At 70.1% G+C, this 24,677-nt stretch carries 26 protein-coding genes; 9 read left to right on the forward strand and 17 right to left on the reverse strand.

Annotated elements, in window-relative coordinates; genetic code table 11:
• Window position 1 precedes the first annotated feature (1 nt).
• Window positions 2-1,627 (reverse strand): murein biosynthesis integral membrane protein MurJ, encoded by a 1,626-nt coding sequence (gene murJ / locus AC07EQ_RS04125; protein ID WP_478386468.1) that lies wholly within the window; start codon window positions 1,625-1,627, stop codon window positions 2-4.
• A gap of 120 nt (window positions 1,628-1,747) precedes the next feature.
• On the opposite strand from murJ, the gene AC07EQ_RS04130 reads away from it, so the two are divergent.
• On the forward strand, window positions 1,748-2,221 hold the full coding sequence (locus AC07EQ_RS04130) for a YkvA family protein (RefSeq protein WP_478386469.1): 474 nt from the start codon (window positions 1,748-1,750) through the stop codon (window positions 2,219-2,221).
• Between the two features lie 3 nt (window positions 2,222-2,224).
• Here AC07EQ_RS04130 and AC07EQ_RS04135 read toward each other — a convergent pair whose 3' ends face one another.
• Together AC07EQ_RS04135 and AC07EQ_RS04140 are read right to left on the reverse strand one after the other, a co-directional pair.
• Window positions 2,225-2,656, reverse strand: coding sequence for a DoxX family protein (locus tag AC07EQ_RS04135; protein WP_478386470.1), 432 nt, complete (start codon window positions 2,654-2,656; stop codon window positions 2,225-2,227).
• 145 nt (window positions 2,657-2,801) lie between these two features.
• On the reverse strand, window positions 2,802-3,959 hold the full coding sequence (locus tag AC07EQ_RS04140) for an acyl-CoA dehydrogenase (protein WP_478386471.1): 1,158 nt from the start codon (window positions 3,957-3,959) through the stop codon (window positions 2,802-2,804).
• A gap of 131 nt (window positions 3,960-4,090) precedes the next feature.
• On the opposite strand from AC07EQ_RS04140, the gene AC07EQ_RS04145 reads away from it, so the two are divergent.
• Window positions 4,091-4,834 (forward strand): TetR family transcriptional regulator, encoded by a 744-nt coding sequence (locus tag AC07EQ_RS04145; RefSeq protein WP_478386472.1) that lies wholly within the window; start codon window positions 4,091-4,093, stop codon window positions 4,832-4,834.
• A gap of 147 nt (window positions 4,835-4,981) precedes the next feature.
• On the opposite strand, the gene AC07EQ_RS04150 is transcribed toward AC07EQ_RS04145, so the two are convergent.
• Window positions 4,982-5,332: a VOC family protein gene (locus AC07EQ_RS04150; protein WP_478386473.1), complete on the reverse strand. Its 351-nt coding sequence runs from the start codon at window positions 5,330-5,332 to the stop codon at window positions 4,982-4,984.
• A gap of 60 nt (window positions 5,333-5,392) precedes the next feature.
• The gene (locus AC07EQ_RS04155) at window positions 5,393-6,343 is read right to left on the reverse strand and encodes a TIGR03621 family F420-dependent LLM class oxidoreductase (protein ID WP_478386474.1); all 951 of its coding nucleotides are present in this window, start codon (window positions 6,341-6,343) and stop codon (window positions 5,393-5,395) included.
• Window positions 6,344-6,554: 211 nt separating this feature from the next.
• Here AC07EQ_RS04155 and AC07EQ_RS04160 point away from each other — a divergent pair, with 211 nt between their 5' ends.
• Entirely contained in the window at window positions 6,555-7,070 is a 516-nt protein-coding gene (locus AC07EQ_RS04160; RefSeq protein ID WP_478386475.1) for a GNAT family N-acetyltransferase, read from the forward strand.
• A 28-nt stretch (window positions 7,071-7,098) separates the two neighbouring features.
• Here AC07EQ_RS04160 and AC07EQ_RS04165 read toward each other — a convergent pair whose 3' ends face one another.
• From AC07EQ_RS04165 to AC07EQ_RS04175, 3 genes are all read right to left on the reverse strand, one after another.
• Window positions 7,099-8,310, reverse strand: coding sequence for a threonine synthase (locus AC07EQ_RS04165; RefSeq protein WP_478386476.1), 1,212 nt, complete (start codon window positions 8,308-8,310; stop codon window positions 7,099-7,101).
• A gap of 42 nt (window positions 8,311-8,352) precedes the next feature.
• Complete coding sequence (locus tag AC07EQ_RS04170) at window positions 8,353-8,514, reverse strand: hypothetical protein (RefSeq protein ID WP_478386477.1); 162 nt, start codon at window positions 8,512-8,514, stop codon at window positions 8,353-8,355.
• Window positions 8,515-8,925: 411 nt separating this feature from the next.
• Window positions 8,926-10,476 carry an N-acyl-D-amino-acid deacylase family protein gene (locus tag AC07EQ_RS04175; RefSeq protein WP_478386478.1) on the reverse strand — a complete coding sequence of 517 codons (1,551 nt, stop codon included), beginning with the start codon at window positions 10,474-10,476 and terminating at the stop codon, window positions 8,926-8,928.
• Window positions 10,477-10,559: 83 nt separating this feature from the next.
• On the opposite strand from AC07EQ_RS04175, the gene AC07EQ_RS04180 reads away from it, so the two are divergent.
• Window positions 10,560-11,609 (forward strand): lipoate--protein ligase family protein, encoded by a 1,050-nt coding sequence (locus tag AC07EQ_RS04180; protein ID WP_478386479.1) that lies wholly within the window; start codon window positions 10,560-10,562, stop codon window positions 11,607-11,609.
• Between the two features lie 5 nt (window positions 11,610-11,614).
• Here AC07EQ_RS04180 and AC07EQ_RS04185 read toward each other — a convergent pair whose 3' ends face one another.
• From AC07EQ_RS04185 to AC07EQ_RS04195, 3 genes are all read right to left on the reverse strand, one after another.
• Window positions 11,615-11,833, reverse strand: a complete 219-nt coding sequence (locus AC07EQ_RS04185) for a DUF5703 family protein (RefSeq protein ID WP_093263387.1) — start codon at window positions 11,831-11,833, stop codon at window positions 11,615-11,617.
• A complete protein-coding gene (locus tag AC07EQ_RS04190) occupies window positions 11,830-12,810 on the reverse strand; it encodes a YncE family protein (RefSeq protein ID WP_478386480.1) in 981 nt (326 codons plus the stop codon). Before AC07EQ_RS04190 ends, AC07EQ_RS04185 begins: the two co-directional genes overlap by 4 nt.
• A 101-nt stretch (window positions 12,811-12,911) precedes the next feature.
• Window positions 12,912-13,895 carry an aldo/keto reductase gene (locus tag AC07EQ_RS04195; RefSeq protein WP_478386481.1) on the reverse strand — a complete coding sequence of 328 codons (984 nt, stop codon included), beginning with the start codon at window positions 13,893-13,895 and terminating at the stop codon, window positions 12,912-12,914.
• Between the two features lie 288 nt (window positions 13,896-14,183).
• On the opposite strand from AC07EQ_RS04195, the gene AC07EQ_RS04200 reads away from it, so the two are divergent.
• Window positions 14,184-15,005, forward strand: a complete 822-nt coding sequence (locus AC07EQ_RS04200) for an undecaprenyl-diphosphate phosphatase (protein WP_478386740.1) — start codon at window positions 14,184-14,186, stop codon at window positions 15,003-15,005.
• Between the two features lie 105 nt (window positions 15,006-15,110).
• Complete coding sequence (locus AC07EQ_RS04205) at window positions 15,111-15,791, forward strand: histidine phosphatase family protein (protein WP_478386482.1); 681 nt, start codon at window positions 15,111-15,113, stop codon at window positions 15,789-15,791.
• 6 nt (window positions 15,792-15,797) lie between these two features.
• Here the strand turns inward: AC07EQ_RS04205 and AC07EQ_RS04210 are convergent, their stop codons facing one another.
• From AC07EQ_RS04210 to AC07EQ_RS04220, 3 genes are all read right to left on the reverse strand, one after another.
• Complete coding sequence (locus AC07EQ_RS04210) at window positions 15,798-16,649, reverse strand: hypothetical protein (RefSeq protein ID WP_478386483.1); 852 nt, start codon at window positions 16,647-16,649, stop codon at window positions 15,798-15,800.
• A complete protein-coding gene (locus AC07EQ_RS04215) occupies window positions 16,643-17,179 on the reverse strand; it encodes a hypothetical protein (protein ID WP_478386484.1) in 537 nt (178 codons plus the stop codon). Before AC07EQ_RS04215 ends, AC07EQ_RS04210 begins: the two co-directional genes overlap by 7 nt.
• 347 nt (window positions 17,180-17,526) lie before the next feature.
• Window positions 17,527-17,799 (reverse strand): helix-turn-helix domain-containing protein, encoded by a 273-nt coding sequence (locus AC07EQ_RS04220; RefSeq protein WP_478386485.1) that lies wholly within the window; start codon window positions 17,797-17,799, stop codon window positions 17,527-17,529.
• Between the two features lie 56 nt (window positions 17,800-17,855).
• Here AC07EQ_RS04220 and map point away from each other — a divergent pair, with 56 nt between their 5' ends.
• Both map and AC07EQ_RS04230 read left to right on the forward strand, forming a co-directional pair.
• Window positions 17,856-18,623 carry a type I methionyl aminopeptidase gene (gene map / locus AC07EQ_RS04225; protein WP_478386486.1) on the forward strand — a complete coding sequence of 256 codons (768 nt, stop codon included), beginning with the start codon at window positions 17,856-17,858 and terminating at the stop codon, window positions 18,621-18,623.
• Between the two features lie 261 nt (window positions 18,624-18,884).
• Complete coding sequence (locus tag AC07EQ_RS04230) at window positions 18,885-20,060, forward strand: macrolide family glycosyltransferase (RefSeq protein ID WP_478386487.1); 1,176 nt, start codon at window positions 18,885-18,887, stop codon at window positions 20,058-20,060.
• A gap of 101 nt (window positions 20,061-20,161) precedes the next feature.
• On the opposite strand, the gene AC07EQ_RS04235 is transcribed toward AC07EQ_RS04230, so the two are convergent.
• Both AC07EQ_RS04235 and AC07EQ_RS04240 read right to left on the reverse strand, forming a co-directional pair.
• A complete protein-coding gene (locus tag AC07EQ_RS04235; protein WP_478386488.1) occupies window positions 20,162-20,704 on the reverse strand; it encodes a YciI family protein in 543 nt (180 codons plus the stop codon).
• 136 nt (window positions 20,705-20,840) lie between these two features.
• Window positions 20,841-22,085, reverse strand: a complete 1,245-nt coding sequence (locus tag AC07EQ_RS04240) for an FAD-dependent monooxygenase (RefSeq protein WP_478386489.1) — start codon at window positions 22,083-22,085, stop codon at window positions 20,841-20,843.
• A gap of 90 nt (window positions 22,086-22,175) precedes the next feature.
• On the opposite strand from AC07EQ_RS04240, the gene AC07EQ_RS04245 reads away from it, so the two are divergent.
• Complete coding sequence (locus AC07EQ_RS04245) at window positions 22,176-23,168, forward strand: helix-turn-helix transcriptional regulator (RefSeq protein ID WP_478386490.1); 993 nt, start codon at window positions 22,176-22,178, stop codon at window positions 23,166-23,168.
• A gap of 217 nt (window positions 23,169-23,385) precedes the next feature.
• On the opposite strand, the gene AC07EQ_RS04250 is transcribed toward AC07EQ_RS04245, so the two are convergent.
• Entirely contained in the window at window positions 23,386-24,672 is a 1,287-nt protein-coding gene (locus AC07EQ_RS04250; protein ID WP_478386741.1) for an RNA polymerase sigma factor, read from the reverse strand.
• Between the last annotated feature and the right edge of the window lie 5 nt (window positions 24,673-24,677).

Raw genomic sequence — 24,677 nt, forward strand, 5'->3', positions numbered from 1 at the left:
GTCAGCGGCGGAAGACCCGGGCCAGCCGGTCGACCGCGGGTCGCAGCTCCGGGGCGCGGAAGAGCGCCAGCGCGCCGAAGCTGACCGCCAGCACCACCACCGTGTGCACCACCAGCGAGAACCAGGCCTCGGCGACCGGCCCGAACGGGCCGAACGCGCTGCGCAGTCCGGCGAGGGCGGCGAGCCCGCAGGCGCAACCGAGCAGGGTGGCGGCGATCGCGCGCCCGATCCCGGCGAGGGTCCGGCGGGTCTGGACCGGGCCGACCTTGCGGTGCAACCAGATCTGGCCTGCGATCGCGCCGATCACGAAGCTCACCGACATCGCGCCGGTGACGCCGACGACGAGATCGCGCGGATTCAGCACGGCGAGCGCGACGTAGCACAGCACGCTGCGGACCAGGACCATGATCACGTTGATCCAGGTGGGCGTGCGCGCGTCCTTCATCGCGTAGAACGCGCGCAGCTGCAGCATCGTGATCGCGAACGGGACCACGCCCAGCGCGGCGGCCGCCAGCGCCCAGCCGAGCCGGTCCGCCGCCGCGACGTCGCTGGCGCCCAGCGAGAAGAACGCCACGCCGATCGCGCCGCCGGCGACCGCTAGCAGCGCGCTGATCGGCATCAGCAGCACGGCGCTGAGCCTGCTGCCCAACGACACGTCGGCGACGAACTCCGCGGTGTCCTCGGCCGCTGCGGCGCGGCTGATCCGGGGCATCAGCGCGGTGAGCAGCGAGACGCCGAGCACGCCGTAGGGGACCTGCGACAGCAGCCAGGCGTAGTTGAAGGTCGCGACGCTGCCGGTGGTGCCCTGCCCGGTGACGCGGGTGATCACCACCATGCCGGCCTGGCTGATCAGCGTGTAGAGCACGACCCAGCCGGCCAGCCCGCCGAACTCGGACAGCCTGCGGTCCCAGCCCCACCGCCAGCGGAGCCGGAAACCGCTGCGGCGCAGCGAAACGGCCATGATCGCCGCCTGGGCGGCGATGCCCAGCGCGGTGCCGATGCCCAGGATCAGCAGCTTCGGCTCGCCCATGCGAACCGGGTGCGCCGAGATCTCGCCTGGCACCAGCGCGTACACCACGACTGTGGTGATCACGACGACGTTGTTGAGCACCGGGGCCCAGGCCGGGGTGCCGAACACTCCGCGCACGTTGAGGATCGCCTGCAGCAGCGCGGACATCCCGTAGCAGACGATGCCGGGCAGCAGCAGGTAGGCGAACGCCGTGGTCAGCGCGGTGTTGGCCCGGGTGTCGGGGCCGAGGTAGAGCTCGGTGAGCAGTGGCGCGGCGGCTACCGCGGCGGTGGTGGCGGCGACCAGCAGCACCCCACCCATGGTGATCATCCACTGCGCGTAGGACTCGCCCTGCCGGGCGCCCTTCTGCTGCGCCCGCACCAGCAGCGGAATCGCGATACTCGTGAGCACCCCGCCGAGCAGGAGTTCGTTGACCACGGTCGGGAGCGTGTTCGCGACGGTGTAGGAGTCGTTGACCATGCCGAGCCCGAGAACGGCCACCAGCAGCACCTTCGCCAGCAGGCCGCTGACCCGGCTGACGGTCGTCGCCACCGCCATCGCGGCGCTGGCCCGTGCCAGCGAAGTGCCGCGCACGCTGGAATCGGCCTGCTCGACCACGACGCTCCCCAGTTCTCGGTCCCACCTGCGCCGACGGTGCCATGAAAACCCGGCCGCCGCCTCGCGACCGCTCGTCCCATGGCAACCTGATCACACCGACGTGGACGGGGAGGCGCTGCGATGATCGTGATCGGCGGGCTGTTGCTGGTGGCCGGGGTGGTCGTGGCGATCGTCAGCGGCGGCGACATGGCGGGCGGCTGGTTGCTGCCGGTGGGCCTGATCGCCGCGGGCCTCGGGATGCTCGTCGCCGGAACGGTCGCGGCCGCTCGCCGCCGGCTCCCGCTGCGAGCGGCAGTCCGTGCGCACCGGGTGGCGCCGGTGGGCAGCCCGCTGCGGCGGGCCCGCGCGGTTCCGCCGATGATCGCCTCCACCGCGCGGGGCCGGAATCCGGTGCTGCCGCGCTACCAGCTCGCGCTCTGGCTGCTGGCCGCGGTGTACGTGGTCTCGCCGATCGACTTCATCCCGGACTTCCTGCCGCTGCTGGGCATCGGCGACGACATCGGCGTCGGCACCTGGCTGCTGACCAGCCTGTACGCCGAAGCGGGCAATTTCCTCGCCGCCCGGGAGCAGCGGTCCGGTACGGACGCCGAGTAGTCCTCAGGTCGTCGTCGGCGCGGGTTCGGTGGGAGTGCGACGGCGGCGGAAGAGGCCGTGGTCGATCGACCAGTTGCCACCGTTGAAGCCCAGTGCGAGCGCGGCGACGCCGATGGCCAGCGGCAGTTCGAAGCCCATGGGGGAGAGCAGCCCGTAGGGCAGGTGCACGAGCACCACCGCGCCGGCCATGTCGATGGCGACCAGGACGCCGACCAGCGGCAACAGCAGCCCGAGGATCAGGAACACGCCGCCGATCAGTTCGACCAGGGCCGCGTACCAGGCCGACACCTGCGGGAACGGGATCTGCATGCCGGCGAAGCTCTGCGCGACCGCGCCCAGCCCGTAGTCGACGACCTTCTGCCATCCGTGCGCGATCAGGATGATCCCGATGCCCAGCCGGCCGATGAAGGCGAAGAAATCACGAACGACGTGCATGACGTGCCTCCTGTCCTGCGTCGACCCCGCTGGCGGCGCGGCCCCACCTCAAGTCTGGTGGGTTGCCAGGTCGCAGTCATCTCGGCGGAGTTCGCGCCGGGCAGGCGGGTTGGGGGGCCGGCCTGCGGCCCCCCAACCCGGTGGTTCAGCCCTTGAGCAGGGAGCGGGCCATCACCATGCGCTGGATCTGGTTGGTGCCCTCGTAGATCTGGGTGATCTTGGCGTCGCGCATCATCCGCTCCACCGGGAAGTCCCGGGTGTAGCCGGCGCCGCCGAAGAGCTGCACCGCGTCGGTGGTGACCTCCATGGCGACGTCGGAGGCGAAGCACTTCGCGGCAGCGGAGATGAAGCCGAGGTTCGCCTCGCCGCGCTCGGCGCGGGCCGCGGCGATGTAGACCATGTGGCGCGCGGCCTCGACCTTCATCGCCATGTCGGCCAGCATGAACTGGACGCCCTGGAAATCGGAGATGGCCTTGCCGAACTGCTTGCGCTCCTTGACGTAGGCCAGCGCCTGGTCCAGCGCGCCCTGCGCGATGCCGACGGCCTGGGCGCCGATCGTGGGCCGGGTGTGGTCCAGCGTGCGCAGCGCGGTCTTGAAGCCGGTGCCGGGCTCGCCGATGATCCGGTCGGCCGGGATCGTGCAGTCCTCGAAGTACAGCTCCACGGTCGGCGACCCCTTGATGCCGAGCTTCTTCTCCTTGGGGCCCACCACGAATCCGGGGTCGTCGGCGTGCACGACGAACGCGCTGATGCCGTTGGCGCCCTTGTCCGGGTCGGTCACCGCCATCACGGTGTACCACTTGGACTCGCCGCCGTTGGTGATCCAGCACTTGCTGCCGTTGAGCACCCAGTGGTCGCCGTCGAGGCGCGCGCGGGTCTTCATCGACGCGGCGTCCGAACCGGCCTCGCGCTCGGACAGCGCGTAGGACGCGGTCGCCTCGCCGCTGGCGATGGAGGGCATCACCTTCTTCTTGAGCTCCTCGGAGCCGGAGAGCAGGATCGGCATGGTGCCGAGCTTGTTCACCGCCGGGATCAGCGACGACGAGGCGCAGACCCGGGCGACCTCCTCGATCACGATGCAGGTGGCGACCGAGTCGGCGCCCTGCCCGTCGTAGGCCTCCGGTACGTGCACGGCGGCGAAGCCCGCCTTGACCAGCGCGTCGCGGGCCTCGCGCGGGTACCGCTCCTGCTCGTCCACCTCGGCCGCGTACGGCGCGATCTCCTTCTCGGCCAGGGCACGCACCGCCTCGCGCAGTGCTTCGTGCTCCTCGGCCAGCTGGTAGGTGCCGAAGCTCGGGTCCACCGGATGCCTCCTAGTTCCCCGGCTCCGCGGCCGGGTAGTCCTCGCGGTCCGCGCCGGCGGACCCCTGTTCGTGCCGCCATCGTAACGGCACTGAGTGCCACTAGCAACGTGGCCGGTGCTATATTCCGGCCATGTCCGAGGCAGCGACTCCGGCGCCCAGATCCCGTTCCGGCCGCACCCCGCACGGCCGCCGGCGGGTGCGCAGCTCCCTGGCGCTGGCCGCGATGGAGCTGTTCGGCGAGCAGGGTTTCGAAGCGACCACTGTGGACCAGATCGCCGAAGCGGCGGGCGTCGGTCGGCGCACCTTCTTCCGGTACTTCCGGTCCAAGGAGGACGTCGTCTTCCCCGGCCACGACGAGCGGCTGGCGGAGGTGGTCGAGCTGCTGGCGGCCGCCGACCCGGCGGCCGATCCGCTCGCGGTGCTCGGGCGGACCGCCGAGGTGGTGCTGGAGATGTACCTGGCGGAACCGGAGGTGTCGCTGAAGCGGTTCGAGCTGACCCGAGAGGTTTCCGCGTTGCGGGACAAGGAGATCGCCAGCATCGATCGCTACCAGCGGGTGTTCGCGCGCTACCTGCGCGGCCGCTATGCGGACGAGCCGGGCGGCGATCTGCGCGCCGCGGTGGTGGCCTCGGCGGTGGTCGCCGCGCACAACCACGTGCTCCGCCAGTGGCTGAAGAGCGGGGGAGCGCTGGACGCGAAGGCGCTGCTGCGCGAAGCGCTGCAGCAGGTGATGGTCGCGATGTCGGGGCAGTGGGGCCGCGACGATTCCGCCGTCGAGGCGGGGGAGAACGTCGTGGTGGGAGTGGTGCGGACCGCGGCGCCCGCGGGTGTCGTCCTCAAGCACCTCGAAGAGGCGCTGCGGGACATCCGCTAGCGGGAGTTCGGCACTCAGTGTCAGAGCAAAGGCGGCAGGAGCGCCGATCAAAAATATCGATTACATCTATTTGTTCAGCGCCGAGTGAAATTATCTCGAATCACACGACGACGTAGAGGTCGTGAATGAGCAGGGCGCGTCGATGCTCTAGCCCAGTTCGGTGTACATGCTCAGGACGTTCCCGTCAGGATCCTTGAAGTCGAAGTAGTCGACGGCGTCCGGTACATGCTCGAGCGGGCTCACGGCCACGCCCATGGCCGCGAGCCGCTCCCGCTGGGCGCTCGCATCCGCCACACCGAACCGGAGTACGACCTCAGCGCCGGAGCGGACGGTGGATTCTTCACCAAGCTGCAACCAGACTGGGCCGACCCGGAACTCCACGACGCCCTCGGCGGGTTCGAGATCGGGCTCGGACAACTCGAGGACCTCTCGGTACCACTCGATCGATCTTGCGAGCTCGCTGACGGGCAGCCCTACGGTCGCACTCACCACGTCCATGGCGATCACCGTAGCGCCCACGGCAAACGCCGCGTGGCTCGTTGTCCCGGTTGCCGGGGCTCAGCCGGTCATCGCGCGGACCCGCTCGATGACCGGCGCGAAGGCGTCCATGTACGGACCGTGCACCGTGTAGTAGGTGAAGCCGTAGCGCTCGCGGTTGCGCAGCACTTGGTCGGCGATCTGCTCGACGCTGCCGATGAAGGCGAACGGCGTCTCCAGGAGCTCGTCGGCGGTCATCATCGAGCCGTACCGCTCCAGGAGCTTCTCGGCGGCGGCCGCTCGGTCATCGGTGATCGCGACCACCTGCGTCAAGGCGTGCCACTGCACGCGATCGGCGCGATCTCCGGCGCGTTCGCGGGCGTAGCGGACCCGTTCGTCGGCTTCGGCCGCCGTGCCGATGCGCAGCGTTCCCGGCGGTTGCCCCTTGACCTGGAAAGCCCCGGCGATGCCGATGACGTCTGCGGATTCGGCGGCGATCTGCAGGATCCGGTCGCCGGTGCCGCCGACGATCAGCGGTGGCCCGTAGCCGCCGAAGCCGGAGCGCTGCACGGGGTGCAGGACCGGGATGCCGAAGTTCTCGCGCATGGCCGCCTGCTGTTCGTAGCCGTCCGCGGCGAACAGGCGGCCGAGCTCGTCGATGGTCGCCCGCAGTCGTTCGGCGCGGCTGCCGAACGGTTCCCACTCGATGCCCGCCTCGTCGAACTCCCACTTCATGTGGCCGGCGCCGAGGCCGACTTCGAGACGTCCGCCGGCGAGGACGTCCGTGGTGGCGATCTCGCGGGCCAGCAACGCCGGGTTCCAGAACGGTGCGTTGAGCACGAGGGTGCCGACCCGGAGCCGTTCGGTGGCCTGCGCGGCGGCGACGAGGGTGGGGAAGGGGGACGCGATGCCGAGGTGGTCGGCGGCGAACACCGCGTCGTAGCCGTACCGCTCGGCGCGGCGGCAGGTCTCGGCGAAGGCCGTGGGCTCTTCCAGGCCGAAGATGTTGTAGGAGAAGCGGAAGTCGGTCATGGGGCTCATGCTGCGGCATGTCCGGGACGACCACCAGGAGTTCAGCACTCGGCGAACCTCCGATATCATTAAAATCTATTATTTCAGTACTGAATGAAATAAAGCACTACGCCGACACCTACCGGAAAAACCGCTAGGAAGCCGGAGCGGACCTCTCTAGCCTTGCTCCGCAATGGTTTTCGTGAATCGGGGAGTGGGAATGGTCGGGTCGGTGCGTTTCGATCCGTTGTCGCGGCAGGATTTCGGGTTGCTGCAGAGCTGGCTGTCGGCCCCGCACGTGCGGGAGTGGTGGCGCGGCGCGGAGCCGACGGCGGACCTGGTGGAGCAGGAGTACGGCCCGTCCGTGGACGGGGTGGATCCGGCGCGCTGCTTCGTGATCAACGTGGCGGGGGAGCGGGTCGGGATGGTCCAGTGCTACCGGATGGCGGACGAACCGGAGTGGGACGCGCTCGTGGGGATTCCGGCGGCGGCCGGCGTCGATTACCTGATCGGGATGCCCGGCCGGTGCGGGCTCGGGATCGGCCCGTCGGCGATCGCGGCGTTCACGGAGCTGGTGTTCGGCCTCTACGACGACGTCGAGGCGATCGTCGCGGTGCCGCAAGCGGACAACCAGGCGTCCCGCCGGGCGCTGGAGCGGGCGGGGTTCGAGCTGGTCGAGGAGCGAGACCTGGAGTCCGATGATCCGTCGGACGCCGGTGTCAGCGCGATCTACGAGTTCCGCCGCTGACCGGGGCGATCCACTGTGGATGCGCGGTTCAGCATGCGATGCCGGAGGACCGCAGGTGCCGGCGCACCACGTCCCAGCGCGGATCGACCGGTTCGGGCCGTTGCGTCCCGACGCCGATGTCCTTGAACCCGCTGGAGGTGGCGATGCACACCACTGGGCCGTCGAACTCCTCCTGGTCGCGCGCCTGGCGGAAGCCGGCGAGTCCGGCGGCCGCGGAGATCTCGTACCACAGGCCCGCGCGGGCCAGATCGTGTTGCGCCCGCGTCATTTCGGCGTCGTCCACCAGCAGCGCGCGGCCGCCGCCGGCCCGGATCGCCGCCACCGGTCGGTAGCCGCTGACCTTGGAGTTGATCGCGTAGGCGGCGGTCTGGGCGACCTCGACTTCCGCCGCCGGGCGTCCTTCGGCGAGGGAGCGGGCCAACGGGCCGCCCGCGGCGGGCTCGCAGGCGAACATCCGGGGAGTCTTGGTCGCCACGCCGAGGCGTGCCAGCTCGGCGAATCCCTTCCACACGCCGAAGAGCAGCTCGCCGTACCCGGTGGGTGCGAACACCGCCGCCGGGACGCCGAGTTCGGTGAAGATCTCGTACGCGATGGTCTTGTACCCCTCGGGGCCGAAGGCGTGTCCGGTGTGCGTAGTCGTGATGTTGCTGACCGGATGGAAGCCTGTTTCGGCCACGATCCGGCGCAGCAGCGGCCAACGCGCTTCCGTGGGTACGGTCAGCACGATCGCGCCGTAGGCCCGCAGGAACGACGTGACCGCTGGCGGGGTTTCGGCCGAGGTGAGCACGACGCACTTCAGCCCGGCGCGGGTGGCGTACGCGGCGGCGGATGCGCCGTGGTTGCCGGACGATGCGACGACGATCCCGTCTGCGCCCGAGCCGAGGGCGGCGCTCACCGTGCAGCGGTTCAGCCGGTCCTTGTGGCTCCAGGTGGGGTTTCGCGCTTCGTCCTTGACGAATGTGCCGTCGGCGATCTCCACCAGCGGCGTGCCGCCTTCGGCCAGTCCCGGGGCGGTCAGGGGTGGCAGCAGCGGCGCCCAGCGGTTCAGGCCGGTGCCGGTCGCGTGCTGGAACAGGCCTGGCGGGACCCGGTCGTAGTCGTAGTCGACCTCGACCGGGTAGGCGATCTCGTCGGTGCTCGTGGTGGGGCAGCCGGCGGTCAGCGGCGGCCACAGCGGGTAGGCGATGTCCGGGTCGCCCATCGAGCGCTGGCCGATGGCCAGCGAGAGATCGGTTGCCACTTCCAGAGCGTAACGGCCGGTGCGGGAGGGGAGGAGTTCCGGTCAGTCGTAGCCGCGGATCAGGTGGCTCTCGTCGTGGTCGTCGTGATCCGCGGCGGGGGTGGTTTCCACTCGGTCCTGGGCGGGCACGCGGAGTTCTCCGAAGTCCGGGGTGGGGGAGGCGGTTCGCTGCTGCGGGGCGGCGAAGTGGTCGGAGAGCGTCATGCCCGGCTCCTCTCGAAGCGGAAGTTATTGCCTGATGGTGCTTCTCGGGTTGGGAGATCGCATGGCGACCCGCGATCGCTGATCGGAAATCGCCCGGTCGGGAGGAGTACGTGTATAGAATTAACTTCTATGATATCAGTGTAGATTGAAATTAAATCTACGATCATGCGCCGGAACTTGCCGTGCACACGCCAAACCGCATGGACGGCTAGGGGTTTCCTCTTGCTGGACCGGGGATTCTGGTCGGCAACAGCGTCGGCGGTCTGACGATCAGCGCTGTCGCGAGTGCCGTGCCGGAACTGCTCGGCTGACGCCGGACAAGCCCTTCGAGGTGCGTGCGCCGGCCGGCGGTGTTCGCGGAGTTGTTGGCCGGTCTCGTCTGTGGCATTCCGGGTCGCCGGGGCGGTGGGGTCAGGGTTTCGGTGTCAGACGGATTCCGGTGCGGGGGCCGATGTATTCGCCGTTCTCGACGACGGTTCGCCCGGCCTGGCAGACCCAGGGGATGCCGGCCGGTGGGCGCATCGGGTCCTGGTAGTCGCCGATGTCGGTGACCGCGTCGGCGTCGAAGGCGACCAGGTCGGCGATGTGGCCGGGGGCGATCACGCCGCGGTCCGGGATGCGGAAGCACCGGGCGGGCAGCGAGGTCATCCGGCGGATGGCTTCGGGAAGGGTGAGGACGCCGCGTTCGCGGGTGTAGCGGCCGAGGACCCGGGGGAAGGTGCCGGTCAGTCGTGGGTGCGGTTTGCCGCCGGTGCCGGGTGGCAGGCCGTCGGACCCGATCATGGTGTGCGGGTCGGTCATGGCGAGTTCGAGGTCGTCCTCGTGCATCGAGAAGTTGATCATCGCTGCGCGGAGTTGCTCGTCGACGAGGACCTTGATCAGTGCGTCGACGGGTTCGGTGCGGTGGTGCGCGGCGAGTTCGGCGATGGTGCGGCCTTCGTGGCGGTGGCTGGCGGTGGTGGCGATGAGGATGCGGTCCCAGGCGGTGCGTTCGCCGATGGTGGCGGCGAGGTCGTCGCGGCCGGTCTTGCTGCGGAGGCGGGCGAGAGTCTGTTCGGCGGTGCCGGCGAGGTACGGGGTGGGGAGGAGGGCGGTGAGCATGGTGGAGGACGCGGTGTAGGGGTAGACGTCCTGGACGACGTCGTGGCCGGTGTTGCGGGCTTGGTCGATCTTGTCGAGGGCGGGCCGCATCTTGCCCCAGTTGTCTGGTTTGGTGGCTTTGAGGTGGGACAGGTGGGTGCGTCCCGCGGTGGCGCCGATGCGGAGCGCTTCGTCGATGGATTCGAGCAGTGCGTCGCCTTCGTCGCGCATGTGCGTGACGTAGAGGCCGGTGCCGCCGAGTGCTTCGGCGACGGCGGTGAGTTCGCGGGTGGTGGAGAAGACGGCGGGTGGGTAGATGAGTCCGCTGGAGAGGCCGAAGGCGCCGGCGGTCATGCCTTCTTCGAGGGCGGTTCGCATGGTGCGGAGGGCGTTGTCGTCGGGGGCGGTGTCCGCCATGCCGAGGGCGGCGATGCGGAGGGTGCCGTGCCCTATGAGGGGGCAGTAGTTGGTGACGTAGCCGGCTGCGTCGGTGGCGGCGAAGAGGTCGTGGAAGCCGGTCCAGGTGAAGTCCAGTGGTGGGAAGAGGCGTTGCAGGAAGGTGGCGAGGGTGTCGGCGTTGTGGGTGCTGCGCGGTGCGAGGCTGAAGCCGCAGTTGCCGACGATTTCGGTGGTGACGCCTTGCAGGATCTTGGTGGTGTCGTCGGTGGTGAGCAGTGGGGCGTTGTCGGCGTGGGAGTGGACGTCGATGAAGCCGGGGGCGAGGACGAGTCCGGTGAGGTCGCGTCGGGGTGTGTCGGTGGGGAGGGTGCCGGGGTGTTCGACGGCGGTGATGCGGTCGTCCTGGATGAGGATTTCGGCGGGGTGCAGGGGTGTTCCGGTGCCGTCGGCGAGGAGCGCGCCGGTGAGCAGTTCGGTGGTCACTCGGGCTGCCTTTCGGGTGCGGTGGAATAGCGGTGGTCGTGTGATGTTGTCCGGTTCGTCGGTGTCTAGGGCAGGGGTGTGCGGTGCACGGTGAGTACAAGGTTCCCGGTGGGAAGCTGGTCGTGGTCGATCTGGACGTTGTGGACGGTCGGCTGGCGGATGTGCGGTTGAGCGGGGACTTCTTCTTGGAGCCGGATGAGGCTTTGGAGGACATCAACGGTGCGTTGACGGGGGCGCCTGCGGATGCCGATGGGGCGGAGTTGGCGGCGCGGGTCCGGAGCGGGTTGCCTGCTGGTGCGCGGTTGGTGGGTTTCGATGCGGAGGCGGTCGGGGTCGCGGTGCGGCGGGCGTTGACGCGTGCGTCGGATTGGGCTGATCACGAGTGGCGGTTGGTCCACGATGGGCCGCAGGCGCCGTTGATGCACATGGCGTTGGACCAGGTGTTGGCCGAGGAGGTGGCGGCGGGGCGGCGTGCGCCGACGTTGCGGTTCTGGGAGTGGGCGGCGCCGGCGGTGATCATCGGGAGTTTCCAGTCGGTGCGCAATGAGGTGGACATGGCTGGTGCGCAGCGGCATGGGGTCGAGGTGGTGCGGCGGATCACCGGTGGTGGGGCGATGTTCGTGGAGCCGGGGAACACGGTGACGTATTCGCTTTATGCGCCGGGTTCGCTGGTGGCGGGGATGACGTTCGCGGAGTCGTACGCGTTCCTGGACGACTGGGTGCTGGGTGTGTTGCGGGAGTTGGGGTTGAACGTGTGGTACCAGCCGTTGAACGACATCGCGTCGGATGGCGGGAAGATCGGTGGTGCGGCGCAGAAGCGGTTGGTGTCGGGTGCGGTGCTGCACCACGTGACGATGTCCTACAGCATCGATGCGGACAAGATGGGTGAGGTGTTGCGGGTGGGGAAGGAGAAGTTGTCGGACAAGGGGATCTCGAGCGCGAAGAAGCGGGTGGATCCGTTGCGGCGGCAGACGGGGTTGGCTCGTGAGGTGATCATCGAGCGGTTGATCGAGGGGTTCCGCCGGCGGTTCGGGTTGTCCGATGGTCCGGTGTCGGAGGGCGAGCGGCAGCGGGCGCGCGAGTTGGTGGAGTCGAAGTTCGCGACGCGGGAGTGGTTGCTGCGGGTGCCGTGACCGGGTCAGGTGAGCAGGCCGGGTACGCCGGGGGTGGTTCGGCGGCGGCGTAGCCAGATCTTGCGGGTTCCGTCGGCGTAGAGGAGCACGCGGGAGAGTTCCCAGCCGGAGAATTCGGCGTGGATGCTGAGTTGGGTCGCTGCGCTCCAGCGGGTGACGCCTGGTGGGAGGCGCAGCGGTTGGTATTCCCAGTCGGTTTCGGTGTCGGTTCCTTCTGCGTTCACGCTCTCACCACCTGGTAGCCGGCGCCGTTGGCGGAGGCGATGTAGATGTCTCCGGTGTCTGGGTCGACTGCGACTGCGTTGGGTTGGCTGATGGTGGGCAGCCGGTGGCGTTCCTGGGGTTCGCCGCCGGCGATGTCGTAGCCGACGAGTTCGTTTGTTGCGGTCAGCGTGATCCAGGCTAGGTCGCGGGTGGGGTCGTAGGCGAGGCCGTAGGGGGCGCCGGGCACGGGGTAGCGCTGTTTCATGACCAGCGGGTCGGTGCTGAAGGCGAGGAGTTCTTGGCCTCGGGTGTCGATGGTGAGGATGCGGCCGTAGCGGTCGGTGATGGCGTTGGTGGCGCCTTGTCCGGCGCGTAGACCTGCGCCTTTGGTGCCGGTTGCGGGGTCGATGGGGGTGATGGCGGTGGCGAGGCGGTCGAGGACCGCGATGCCGCTGCGGGTGGGCAGCAGTTGTGCCGGGCCTTGGAATTTTTCGGTGGTGGCGGTGGGGGTGCCGTTGTGGAGGACGGTGACGGTGCCGGTGTCGCGGAGGATGACGGCTGTTCGGTCGCCGTCGAGGTCGATGGCGTCGACCGGGCCGCCGGGGACCTGGGTGGGTTGTGCGGTGGCGGTGCGCAGGTCGATGCGGCTGATGAGGTTGGTGTCGGGGAGTGCGGCGGTGAGTTGGCCGCGTTCGGTGCGCAGGGTGGCGGGGGCGCTGGGGAGGGTGAGGGTGCGCGGGGTGTTGGTGCGCGTGTCCACGAGGGTGAGCTGGGGGCCGCTGGCGAGCACGAGGGTGTGGGTGTCGCGGTCGTAGGCGGCGTGTTGCACGGGGGGTGCGGGGTGGACGGTTCCTGCTGGTGGGGTGGTTGCGGGGGGCGCGGTGGCGGGTGTTGCGGCGGTGAGGGTGTCGGTGACCTGGAGGGGGTCGCTGGTGGTGTCCATTCCGCAGCCGGTGAGCAGGGCTGCGGAGAGGCAGATGATGGCCAGCCGACGCAACGGGGGTCCTCCTTGGTGCCGCGTGCCCCGCGGGTTGCGGTGCGTGTTGCTGGCTCCAGCATCCCTGATTCGGTCGGTCGGGTGGTGGTTGGCCCGGGGTGTCAGGGCTGGGCGGGGTTGCGTTCGGGGTAGCTCTGGTCGGGTGCGCTGATGTCGTCGAGGGCGGCGCGGATGGCTGGGGGGAGGGTGAGGTCTTCGGCGGCGAGGGCGGTTTTGAGCTGGGTGTTGGTGCGGGCGCCGAGGATGGGGGCGGTGACGCCGGGGCGGTCGCGGACCCAGGCGAGGGCGACGTGGACGGGTGCGGAGCCGAGGCCTTCGGCTGCGGTGAGGACGGCTTGGACGATGCGGGCGGCGCGTTCGGTGCGGTGGTGTTCGACGTAGCTGGCGAGGTGGCTGGTGGCGCCGCGGGAGTCGGGTGGGGTGGCGTTGCGGTATTTGCCGGTGAGGACGCCGCGGCCGAGTGGTGCCCAGGCGAGGAGGCCGAGGCCGTGGTGGGTGGCGGCGGGGGTGACTTCGCGTTCGATGCCGCGTTCGAGGAGTGAGTATTCGGCTTGGGTGGCGATGAGGGGGGTGCGGGTGGGGTGGGCGTTCTGGTGGGTGGCGGCGGTGGCGAGTTGCCAGCCGGCGTAGTTGGAGATGCCGGCGTAGCGGACGCGGCCGCTGGTGACGGCGGTGTCGATGGCGGAGAGGGTTTCGTCGAGGGGGACGGAGGGGTCCCAGGCGTGGAGTTGCCAGAGGTCGACGTGGTCGGTGCGGAGGCGGCGCAGTGAGCCGTCGAGGGCGGTGAGGAGGGCGCCGCGGGAGGCGCCGCCGCCGAAGGGGCCGGGTTTGCGGCGGGCGACGGCTTTGGTGGCGAGGACGATTTCGTCGCGGGGGAGTTGGGTGGTGAGGAGGTCGCCGAGGATTTCTTCGGTGTGGCCGTCCTGGTAGACGTCGGCGGTGTCGATGAGGGTGCCGCCGGCTTCGTGGAAGGTGGACAGTTGGTCGGCGGCTTCGTCGGCGTCGGTGTCGAGTCCCCAGGTCATGGTGCCGAGGGCGAGTCGGGAGACGCGGAGGCCGCTGCGGCCGAGTTGTCGGTGTTCCACGGTGGGTGAGGGTATTGCCTGTGGCGGTCGTGGGTGGTGAGGCTGCTGCGGCGGGTCTGGTTCTGGGTGTTCCGGATCACAGTTCGGTTCGTGGTGCTGGTGGGTGCCGGGTTTTTCGTTGCTCGCTGTGATCAGTCGTTCGCTGACCTGGTGGGATGTGGTTGCCCGGGGTGGGGGAGGGCGGGTGGTGGGAATGCTGCAAGATTTGGGCTTCGGGCTCGGCGGCCGGTGGCTGGTGGGCGCACAAGAGTTTCCGCGATCGTGCTGGAGTGGGTTTCGTTGTCGTGGTTGCAGGCCATGGTGTTGGCCGTGGTCCAGGGGCTCACCGAGTTCCTTCCGATTTCTTCGTCCGGTCACTTGTCGATCGTGTCGAAGTTGTTCTTCGGTGACGATGCTGGTGCGTCGTTCACGGCGGTGACGCAGATCGGTACCGAGCTGGCGGTGGTGATCTTCTTCCTGAAGGACATCGTCCGGTTGGTGGGCGTGTGGTTCCGGGGTTTGGTGAATGCCGAGGTGCGGCGGACGCAGGATTACCGGCTGGCCTGGTTTGTGATCGTCGGTAGTTTGCCGATCGGTGTGCTGGGTTTCTTGTTCCAGGACTTCATCCGGTCGACGTTCCGGAGCCTGTGGATCACGGGTACGACGTTGATCGTGTTCGGTGTGCTGATGGGGTTGGCGGAGCGGTTCGGTCAGCAGCGGCGGTCGCAGGACCGGTTGCGGTTGAGCGATGGTGTGGTGATGGGTTTCGCGCAGGCGCTGGCGTTGATCCCGGGTGTGTCGCGGTCGGGTGGCACGATCACGGCTGGTCTGTCGTTGGGTCTGGACCGGCCGACGGCGGTGCGGTTCTCGTTCTTGCTGGCGATTCCGGCGGTGTTCGCGGCGGGGTTGTCGGAGATCCCGCACGTGTTCGAGCCGAGCCCGTACGGGTTGCAGCCGACGACGGCGCAGATGGTCGTGGCGACGGTGGTGGCCGGGGTGATCGGGTATGCGGTGATCGCCTGGTTGTTGCGGTTCGTGGAGCGGCACAGCGTGTACTTGTTCGTGTGGTACCGGATCGCGTTGGGTCTGCTGGTGTTCGGGTTGTTGGGTTTCGGCGTCATGCAGCCGTGATCCGGTGATCGGGGAGCGCGGTCGGCACCGTCGGGTGCCGGCCGCGTTTTCGTTTGCCGGGGGTTGTGGTGGGTGGCGCGGGGGTGGGGCCTACAGTCGGCGGGCGTGGCGACTCTCATCCTGTTGCGGCATGCGCGGTCGGCGGCCAATGGTGCCGGTACGTTGGCGGGGCGTTCGCCCGGCGTCGGGTTGGACGAGACCGGGGTGGGCCAGGCGGCCGGGTTGGTGGACCGGTTGGCGGGGGTTCCGCTGGCCGGGATCGTGGGGTCGCCGTTGCAGCGGTGCCGGGAGACGGTGGCGGGGCTGGCCGCGCAGCGGGGGCTTTCGCCGGTGGTGGAGCCGGATCTGGCGGAGGTCGACTACGGCGAGTGGACCGGCCGGAAGATCACCGAGTTGACCGCGGAGCCGCTGTGGAAGGTGGTGCAGCAGCATCCGTCGGCGGCGGTGTTCCCGGGTGGCGAGGGGTTGGCGCAGGTGCAGGCGCGGTCGGTGGCCGCGGTGCGGGCGCATGATCGCCGGTTCGGTGCGGATGCGGTGTGGTTGGCGTGCACGCATGGCGATGTGATCAAGTCGGTGCTGGCGGATGCGTTGGGGCTGCACCTGGACGGGTTCCAGCGGATCGTGGTGGATCCGTGTTCGGTGAGCGTGGTGCGCTACACCGAGACGAGGCCGTTCGTGTTGAAGGTCAACGACACCGGTGGGGACGTGTCGGGGTTGGTGCCGCCGGCGGATGCCGCGAAGTCGGATGCCGTCGTGGGCGGCACGACGGGTTCGCCGGATCGCTGAGCGGGGCTAGTTGCGCAGTGCCACGAGGTGGCAGCGGGCGGCTGCGGGCAGGAAGCGCTGGGTGCCGCCGGTGAAGCGGACGAGGACCTGCTCGTTGGTGGCGGGGGTGACCTGGTCGACGATGCCGACGGGCCCGATCGGGCCGTAGATGCGGATGGCGTCGCCGGGGAGGAGCTCGTCGGCGTGCACCTGTTCGAGGTTGGTGGCGGCCGAGGCGGGCCGGATCCAGCGGGTGGTGGCGAACCAGAGGGTGTAGGCGGCTGCGGGCAGGATCAGCGGCAGCCAGGTGTTGAGGTCGGTGAGGGCGAGGCCGAGTGCGGCGCCGGCGAGTGCGGCCCATAGCCCGGAGCTGATCGTCCGTGCGCCCAGCTGGAGCCAGCCGGTGGTGCGGATGGTGCCGTCGGGTCGGTGGCCGCGGGGCGGCGGCGGGATGTGGTCGAGGTCCGCTTCGTCGCCGTCGGCGTCGTCGCGGGTGTGGTGCGCGGTGATCTTGCCCAGGGGTTCGCGGGCGGTGTCTTCGGGTTGTACCCGGGGGATTTCGGCGGTGACGTCCAGCGCCGCGGTGTCGGTGTTGGTGACGGCCGGTGGTGCGGGCTTGTCGGTGGGGGAGGTCGCCAGCGGCTGGTCGAAGTCGGCGTTCTCTGGGTTGAGCAGGGTGCGCAGCATCGTGATCTCCATGCCGCGGCGTTGTCCGCATTGCGGGCAGGCCATCGCCACGCCGGTGGGCGCGGTGGGGTCGGTGATGGTGGTCAGCGGGCCGTGCCCGTGGGGGCATTGCGGGGCGTGGGGGCCGTTTTCCAGGATGCGCAGGGCGCTGGCGTGGTGGCGGTCGGTGCCGGGGTTGTTCTTGTTCACCATTGCGTGGTCCACCTCAGCTTGCCGTGGTCGTCGCGTTCGCAGCTGGCGGCGGCGCCTGAGGAGGTGCGGCCGACGTCGCCTTCGCGGGAGCAGCGTTCGCCTTCGGTGACTTCCGGGACCCAGTCGTCGTCGCCGGTGGAGGTGGTGGTGGGCCGGCCGTGATCCCAGCCCGGGGGCGGGGGCATGGGCGCGCGGGTGGGTTGCGGGCGGCTGCTGGTCGTGGTGACCGGTGCCGCCGTGGTGGTGGGTTGTTTCCGGCTGCTGCTGGTAGTCGGGGGTGCGACCGGTTCCGGCTCGGTGGTTGCCGCGGCCGTGGTGGTCGTGGTGACCGCCGTGGTGGTGGTCGGCGCGACGTAGTCGACGGGGGCGCGCGGGGGCGGCGCAGTGGCGACGTCTTGGCTGCCTGCGGGCAGGGCGCTGAGGGCGCCGGCGCCGGTCGCGGTCAGCAGTGCGACGGCGGGCAGCAGGCGTGCCGCCAGCGGGGTCCGCCACCACCAGCGGCGCAACGGGTCGGGGTGCTCGGCGGGCAACTGGTCACTCCGTTCGTGTAGTGCCGGTTGTTGTCCTGTCCCCGACCCGGCCGGCGAATCGTAGCGAATTCGTCATGAATTCGTGTCGGACGGTCCATGCGCCCGGCGGGTTACCGGTCGGTTGCCGGAGCGTACGCACCACACGGGTGCCCGCTTGTGATCTCCGTCGCAGCATGCGGAGGGTGTGGCGGGGTCAACTGGAAACGCATGCGCGGACACGAAGGGTCGCCACCATTGGTGTCCGATGTGGACTGTCCGAAGCGGATCGTCGCCCGGCGTCCGGGGGTCCGCGGAGCCGGCCTGTTTTCAGCCGGTTTCAAGGGGGAGTTATGCCCGGTCCGGCCGGGTCACGCCGACATGCGCTGTTGTGCTTCCTGTGTCGTCGCGACGTTCTTGCGCAGCTCGTCCAGCGACAGTCCCACCGCGTCGGCCACCGCTGCGACGGTGAAGAACGCGGGGGTGGGGATGCGGCCCTTCTCGATCTTGCGGAGGGTTTCGGTGGAAATCCCGGACGCGGCGGCGATCTCGACCATGCTGCGCGCGCCGCGGGCTTCCCGCAGCGCCTGGCCGAGCAGTTCGCCTCGTTGCCGTTCTTGCTCGTTCAGCGGCACACGCACCATGGCCGTGATACTAATATCGGTATAGTTATTGGGTCCAGTGGTGTGGAGAGACGCACGTGATCGAACTGAAGACGCCCACCGAGATCGACGCGCTGCGCGAAGCGGGCCGCATCGTCGCCCGAGCACTGCACGCCGTCCGCGAGCACGCCACCGCCGGCACCACGCTGCGCGAGCTCGACGAACTCGCGCACACCACGATCACCGACGCCGGCGGGCAACCGGTGTTCCTCGGCTACCGGCCCAACTGGGCGCCCACCCCGTTCCCCGGCACCATCTGCACCTCGGTCAACGACGCGATCGTGCACGGCATCCCCAACGGACAGCGGCTCGCCGACGGCGACCTCGTCAGCATCGACTGCGGCGCCCGCCTGCAGGGCTGGGTCGGCGACGCCGCCATCACCTTCAGCGTCGGCGCCGCCCGCCCCGAGGACACCCGGCTGGCCGACACCACCGCGCAGGCCCTCGCCGACGGCATCGCCGCCGCCCGGCCCGGTGCCCGCATCGGCGACATCTCCCGCGCCATCGGCGTCGTCGGGCGCAGCGCCGGCTACGGCATCCCCGACCCCCTCGGCGGCCACGGCGTCGGCCGCGACATGCACGAAGCCCCGTTCGTGCCCAACGACGGCCCCGCCGGCCGCGGCACGCCGCTGCGCCCCGGCCTGGTCCTGGCCATCGAGCCGATGTTCCTCGCCGCCGGCCGCGACGACATCCGCACCGCCGACGACGGCTGGACCGTGCTCACCGGCGACGGCAGCCGCGCCGCCCACGTCGAGCACACCATCGCCATCACCGAGGACGGCCCGCGCGTGCTCACCCTGCCCTGACACCGGGAACAACGCGGAAGGCTCCGGGCTTTTTCCCGGGGCGTCAGGGAAACGCGCGCCGACGGGCTCCGGCAAAACCGGGGGCGTGGCACGAATTGCGGCGAGCGGCCGATTCCGGACGCAATTCCACCGGCCCCGAACACCTTTTGACCGGAATAGGCGAAAAACGGTGATGATCAACGCCACATGCCGCCGCCGGAACAGATCCGGATACTGGACGGTGAGCCCCGCGCGAAACGCGCACGTCCAGTACGAGGGATCATGAAGAAGCACTTCGCGTTCATCAGCATGCCCGCCGCCGGCCACATCAACCCCACCCTGCCCCTGGTGACCGAACTGCTGCGCCGCGGCCACCGGGTCAGTTACGCCACCGGCCCGAAGATGGTCCAGGCCGTGGAAGCCACCGGCGCCGACGTCGTCGAACTGCCCACCGATGTGCCGGAAATACCGCCCCAGGCGCAAACCGGCCCGCCGCCGGTCGGGAGGCTGATGCAGTTCTTCGTCGACGACATCAAGAACAGCTTCCCGCCGCTGCGCGAGCACTTCCGCGCCGACCCGCCGGACGCCGTCTGCGTCGACATCATGAGTCCCATCGGGCGCATGCTCGCCGACGACCTCGGCATCCCGTTGATCGCACTGGTGCCCAGCTTCGCCGCCAACGAGAAGTTCTCCCTCTTCGACACCATCGCCAAGGACAACGCCGCATTCTCCCCCGAGGCCTTCGCCGAATTCGGCCAGCGGATCCAGCAGATCGGCGCCGAGTTCGGCGTCCGCGCCCAACTGCCCTTCGGTGCGCCGCCGGCCGAGCTCAACCTGGTGTTCCTGCCCCGGGAATTCCAGCTCGCCGGCGACACCTTCGACGAGCGGTTCCACTTCATCGGCCCGCTGCTCGGCGACCGCCACGACCAGCCCTGGCTGCCCCGCGACGCGGGCGCCCCGCTGCTGTTCATCTCCCTGGGCACCGCGTTCAACAACCGCCCGGAGTTCTACCGCATGTGCTTCGAGGCGTTCGCCGACAGCCCCTGGCAGGTCGCCATGTCCACCGGGCAGCACGTCGCCCCCGCCGGCCTCGGTGAGATCCCCGCCAACTTCGACGTGCGAGCCTCCTTCCCGCAGCCCGCGGTCCTGCGCCACGCCACCGTCTTCCTCTCCCACACCGGCATGAACTCCACCATGGAATCCCTGCACGCCGGGGTGCCCCTGGTCGCCGTGCCGCAAATGCCCGAACAAGCCGCCAACGCCAGCCGCGCCGAAGAACTCGGCCTCGGCCGCCGCCTCGACCCCGACACCGTCACCGCCGCCGAACTGCGCACCGCGGTCGACGACATCGCCACCGACGAACAGGTCCGCGCCAGCCTCCAGCGGATGCGCCAGATCATCCACGACTGCGGCGGAGCCACCGCCGGAGCCGACGCCCTCGAAGCGCACCTGAACTGACCCCCGCTCCCTGTGGGGCATCGCCGCCAGGAACACGCCGCGATGCCCCACAGGGGTCCGGCCGATGCCCGGACCGCGAACCGCGTCAGGCAGAACTCCTTCTACCGGCGCCCGCCGGACTGCCACGTGTGCACCTCGACATCGGCGTAGCGGTCCGCGTCGAGGACACCCCGCGCCTCGTCCGGGTCCTGCGCCCGGACCAGCGCTGCCGTGCCCAGCCAGGCAGTGCCGTCGTCGGACAGCAGCGGCCCGTACGCGATCAGGGCGTCCCGGCCCCGCGGCACCTCGAGACCCACCGCCTGCCCCGCACCGAGACCGAGCACCAGGTACCGGTTGCCGCCGCTGCTGCCGCCGGGGAAGTCCCACATCGTGCGGCCCAGCACGTTGCGCCAGCGCCGCAGCAGCACATCCCGGTACGCCCCGGCCTGGTAGCCCGGCTCGTCGAAGGCGAACGCGCGCGCAGCAGCGGGATCAGGAAGGTCGACGATGTGCACGCTGCCGGTCGGCGTGTCGCCGTCGAGGGTCGGACCCCGGGCGATCATCACCTCCGCAAACCGGTCCATGTAGGACCAATGTGCTTCCAGCAGTGCCTCGCGCAGCCCCAAGGAACCGCGCCGGTCGCGGTGATAGCAGAAGAACTCCATGCCCCACAGTCTTCACCGCCCACCCGATCACCGGGCAGGCACCGCGCGACGATCACGATTCCGGCCGGCGTGCGAATACTTGATCTCGGCACGGGTTCGGATCGAGGAAGCACGACGGTGGGGTAGGAGTGGGCGGTCAGCGCCCGAGCCGGGCGGCAGCGGCCATGATCGGGGTGGCCATCGCGGTGGCCACGGCGCCGAGGGTGGTGTCGGTGACCAGGATCAAGCGAACGGTCTTCATGGCCGAGGTGAGGACTTCACTGCCGCGCCGGCGCATCCGGGCTTCGAATCGACCGATCGCGTCGGCGAGCGTCGTGGCGTCCTCGGAGATGGTGTCGAGCTGGCCGAGCAGGTCAGCGGCGTCTTGAATGGCCGCGCCGGCGCCCATGCCGGCGGTGGGTGGTGTGGCATGGACGGCGTCACCGAGGGCGGTGATACGGCCGGCGTTCCACGGCGCGAGTTCGGCGGCGCGGGTCGAGGCGGCGTTGAACCGGAACGCGGCCACACTGGCCGGATCGGCGCGGGCGATGACCTCCAGGGTGTGATCGGTCCACCGGCGGTCGCGAAACCGGTCGAGCAGAGCGGCCTGCAGCTGGGCGCCGCGCAGGTCACGCAGGGATTCGGTCCGAGCGGATTCGGTGAACATCGCGCCCCAGATGTAGGTCGGGCCCGTGGTGACCGACCTGCGCAGCTCGGGGGCGTCGAGCGCGGCGTTGCCGACCGGGTCGAGGAATCCGACATAGAGCGCAACGCCCCGCGGGCCGATTCCCATCGTCGAGCGCGACCCGAGCCGCTGCTGTTCAGCGGCACTGAGGTCGGCGCGGCGGGTACGGCCGGAAAATCCGATGATGCCGGCCGGGCGGTTGGTCGCTCCTGCCGCCAGATGCCGGGCGATGACCGAATGGGTGCCGTCGGCGCCGACCACCAGATCCGCAGTGACCGACGTGCCGTCGGCGAACGCGACCCGCGGCATCCCGTGCTCGTCGTAACCAACCCCCGACGCGTCCCGCCCGAGATGCAGGTCCTCGCCGACGGCTTCGGCCAGCAGCGTGCGCAGCGTGATGCGGTCGACGTCGATGCTCGCGCTGCCGGCCAGATCCGGGCCGTACCCGAGCAGACGGCCACGGCGGTCCCAGAACGCGTCCCGCTCACGCAGCCGCAGCGCCGACCCCGACGCCAGCAGCCGTCGCATGACCTCCGGCGCCACCAGTCGTCCCAGCGCCGACTGGGCTCGCTGGTCAAGGGTGATGTGGTAGCCGCCGGTCGCGGCGACATCGGTGTCACGGTCGAACACCGCCACCTCATAGCCGCTGCGGCGCAACCCGGCACCCAACGCGAGCCCGCCGATCCCGCCCCCGACCACCACGACGCGCATGCTCATCCGTCCTCCACTTGACCGATCACTTGTCCGACCCGACGGTGACACCGGTAGTGGACACCGAATGACCAGTACCGGTGCCAGGATGGGGTGATGGCGACCACCTCACGTCGGGCGTTACGGCTGCTGTCCCTGCTCGGATCACGCCGGCAATGGCCGCTGCGCGACCTCGCCGCCCGGCTCGCGGTCAGCGAGCGCACGGTCCGCCGCGACCTGGACACCCTGCGCGAACTCGGCTACCCGGTCGAGACCGTCCGCGGTCCCGACGGCGGCTACCGCCTCGGCACCGGACACACCCTGCCGCCGCTGCTGTTCGACCACGACCAAGCGCTCGCGATCGCCATCGCGCTGCAGACCGCGCCCAGCACCGTGTTCGGCCTGCAGGACGACACCGCCAGGGCACTGGCCACCCTGCAGCAAGCCATGCCCGAGACGATGCGCGCCGCGATGGAATCCCTGCGCCTGACCCGGCTGCAGAACTATTGGGAGTTCCCCGCACCACCGATCGATCCCGCCGCGCTCAGCACCGTCGGCACCGCGGTGCGTCTGCGTCACGTCCTCGTCACCGAACTCCTACGCCCCGACGGGACGCGCCCCGCCCCCGAAGACCAGGACTTCGCTGCAGCCCGCCGCCTCGAACCCCATCACCTCGTGGTGTGGGCGGGCCGGTGGTACCTCATCGCCTACGACCTCGACGACCACCAGTGGCGAGTGCACCGGGTGGACCGGCTGCACCCCCGCCCCACGACCCGCGGCTTCGGCCATCGCGACCTGCCCGGCGGCGACCTCGCCCACTTCGTCATGAGCAGCCATGACCGCGGCGACACTCCCGCCGCCTGGCAATGCACCGGCAGCGCACGACTCAACCTGCCCGCCCACATCGTGGCCCGCTGGGCACCCGGTGGCTCCGTCGTCGAACACCTCGACGCCGATCACTGCCGTCTCGTCCTCGGCGCCTGGTCCTGGGTCGGCATCGCCGGAATTCTCGCCACTTTCGACACCGACCTCACCGACCTGCACCCACCCGAACTTCTCGAAGCGTGCCGCCGAGTCGCGCACCGCCACGCGGCGATACCCGAGACATGACGCCCGTGTTCAATGAACGGTCGGATACTGAACACCGCTGGTCAGGCGTATCCGCCCGATTTCCGGCGAGTACTGCGGGAACCCTCACGAGCATCGGTCTCCTGATGCGGTACTGGTGGCCGGTGCTGGGCAGCGCCCAGCATCCTCCTCAACCCCGGCGGCCCAGCACAATTCCGGCTCGGCACAGCCGTTCTGGTGGCAGCCGCGTAGCTGCCGGTCAGCCGAGGTCGGCGAGTTTGCGTTCGAGCACGGCCCGCTCGCGTTCGTTCCCGCACAGCTGCAGTGCGAGCTGCAGTTCGGTGCGTGCCTGGTCGATGCGTCCCAGGCGGGTGAGCAGTTCCCCGCGGACGCTGGGCAGCAGGTGCGAGTTCGGTAGCGCCTGCGCGGCCGCCAGCTCGTCCACGATCGGCAACGCGGCCGCCGGTCCCCGCGCCATGCAGACCGCGACGGCCCGGTTGAGGTCGACCACCGGTGACGGCGCGAGCCGCCCGAGCGCCTCGTAGCGGAGCACGATGCGCTCCCAGTTCGTTTCCTCGACCGACGGCGCCACGGCGTGGCATTCGGCGATCGCCGCCTGCAGGCCGTAGGCGCTCAGGCCCCGGCCGATCCGTTCCGCGCGGGCCAGCGCCGCCCGTCCCCGGCGGATCGCGGCGCGGTCCCAGCGGCGGCGGTCCTGGTGCTCCAACAACACCGGCTCGCCGTCGGGCCCGGTGCGGGCGGGGAAGCGCGCCGCGGTCAGCTCCAGCAGCGCCAGCAGGCCGAAGACTTCGGGCTCGTCGGGCACCAGGCGGGCCAGCACCCGCGCGAGGCGCTGCGCCTCGCGCGCGAGGTCGAGCCGGATCAGATCGCTACCGGAGCTGGCCGAGGATCCCTCGGTGAAGATCAGGTAGACCACGCTGAGCACCGAGCCCAGCCGCTCGGCGCGCTCCGCGGCCGCGGGCACCGCGAACGGCACCCGCGCCGCCCCGAGGGTCTTCTTCGCGCGGGTGATCCGGGCCTGCACGGTGGCGGTCGGGATGAGGAACGCCTTGGCGATCTCGTCGCTGGTGAGACCGCCGACGACCCGCAGGGTGAGCGCCACCCTCGCCTCCCGCGACAGCACGGGGTGGCAGGCGGTGAACATCAACGCGAGCACGTCGTCGTCGATCTGGTCGGGATCCCACAGCACATCTTCGGCGTCCCGATCCGCATTCACGGGCGGGCGCCCCGAGGCCACGCCGCCCTCGCCGAGGTCGTGGGCGAGGGCGGCGTACCGCTCGTCGAGGGCGGAGCGCCGGCGGAACGCGTCGATCGCGCGACGCCGGCCGACGGTGAGCAGCCACCCCGCCGGATTGCGCGGCACGCCCTCGCGCGGCCAGGTCACCAGCGCCTCCGCCAACGCCTCCTGGGCGAGGTCCTCGGCGAGCGCGAAATCGCCGGTGTAGCGGGCCAGGGCGCCGACGATCCGCGCGGACTCGATCCGCCAGACCGCCGCGACCGCCTCGCGGCCGGTGGGGTTCGCCATCGCGT

The sequence above is a fragment of the Saccharopolyspora sp. NPDC045839 genome, assembly GCF_056431645.1.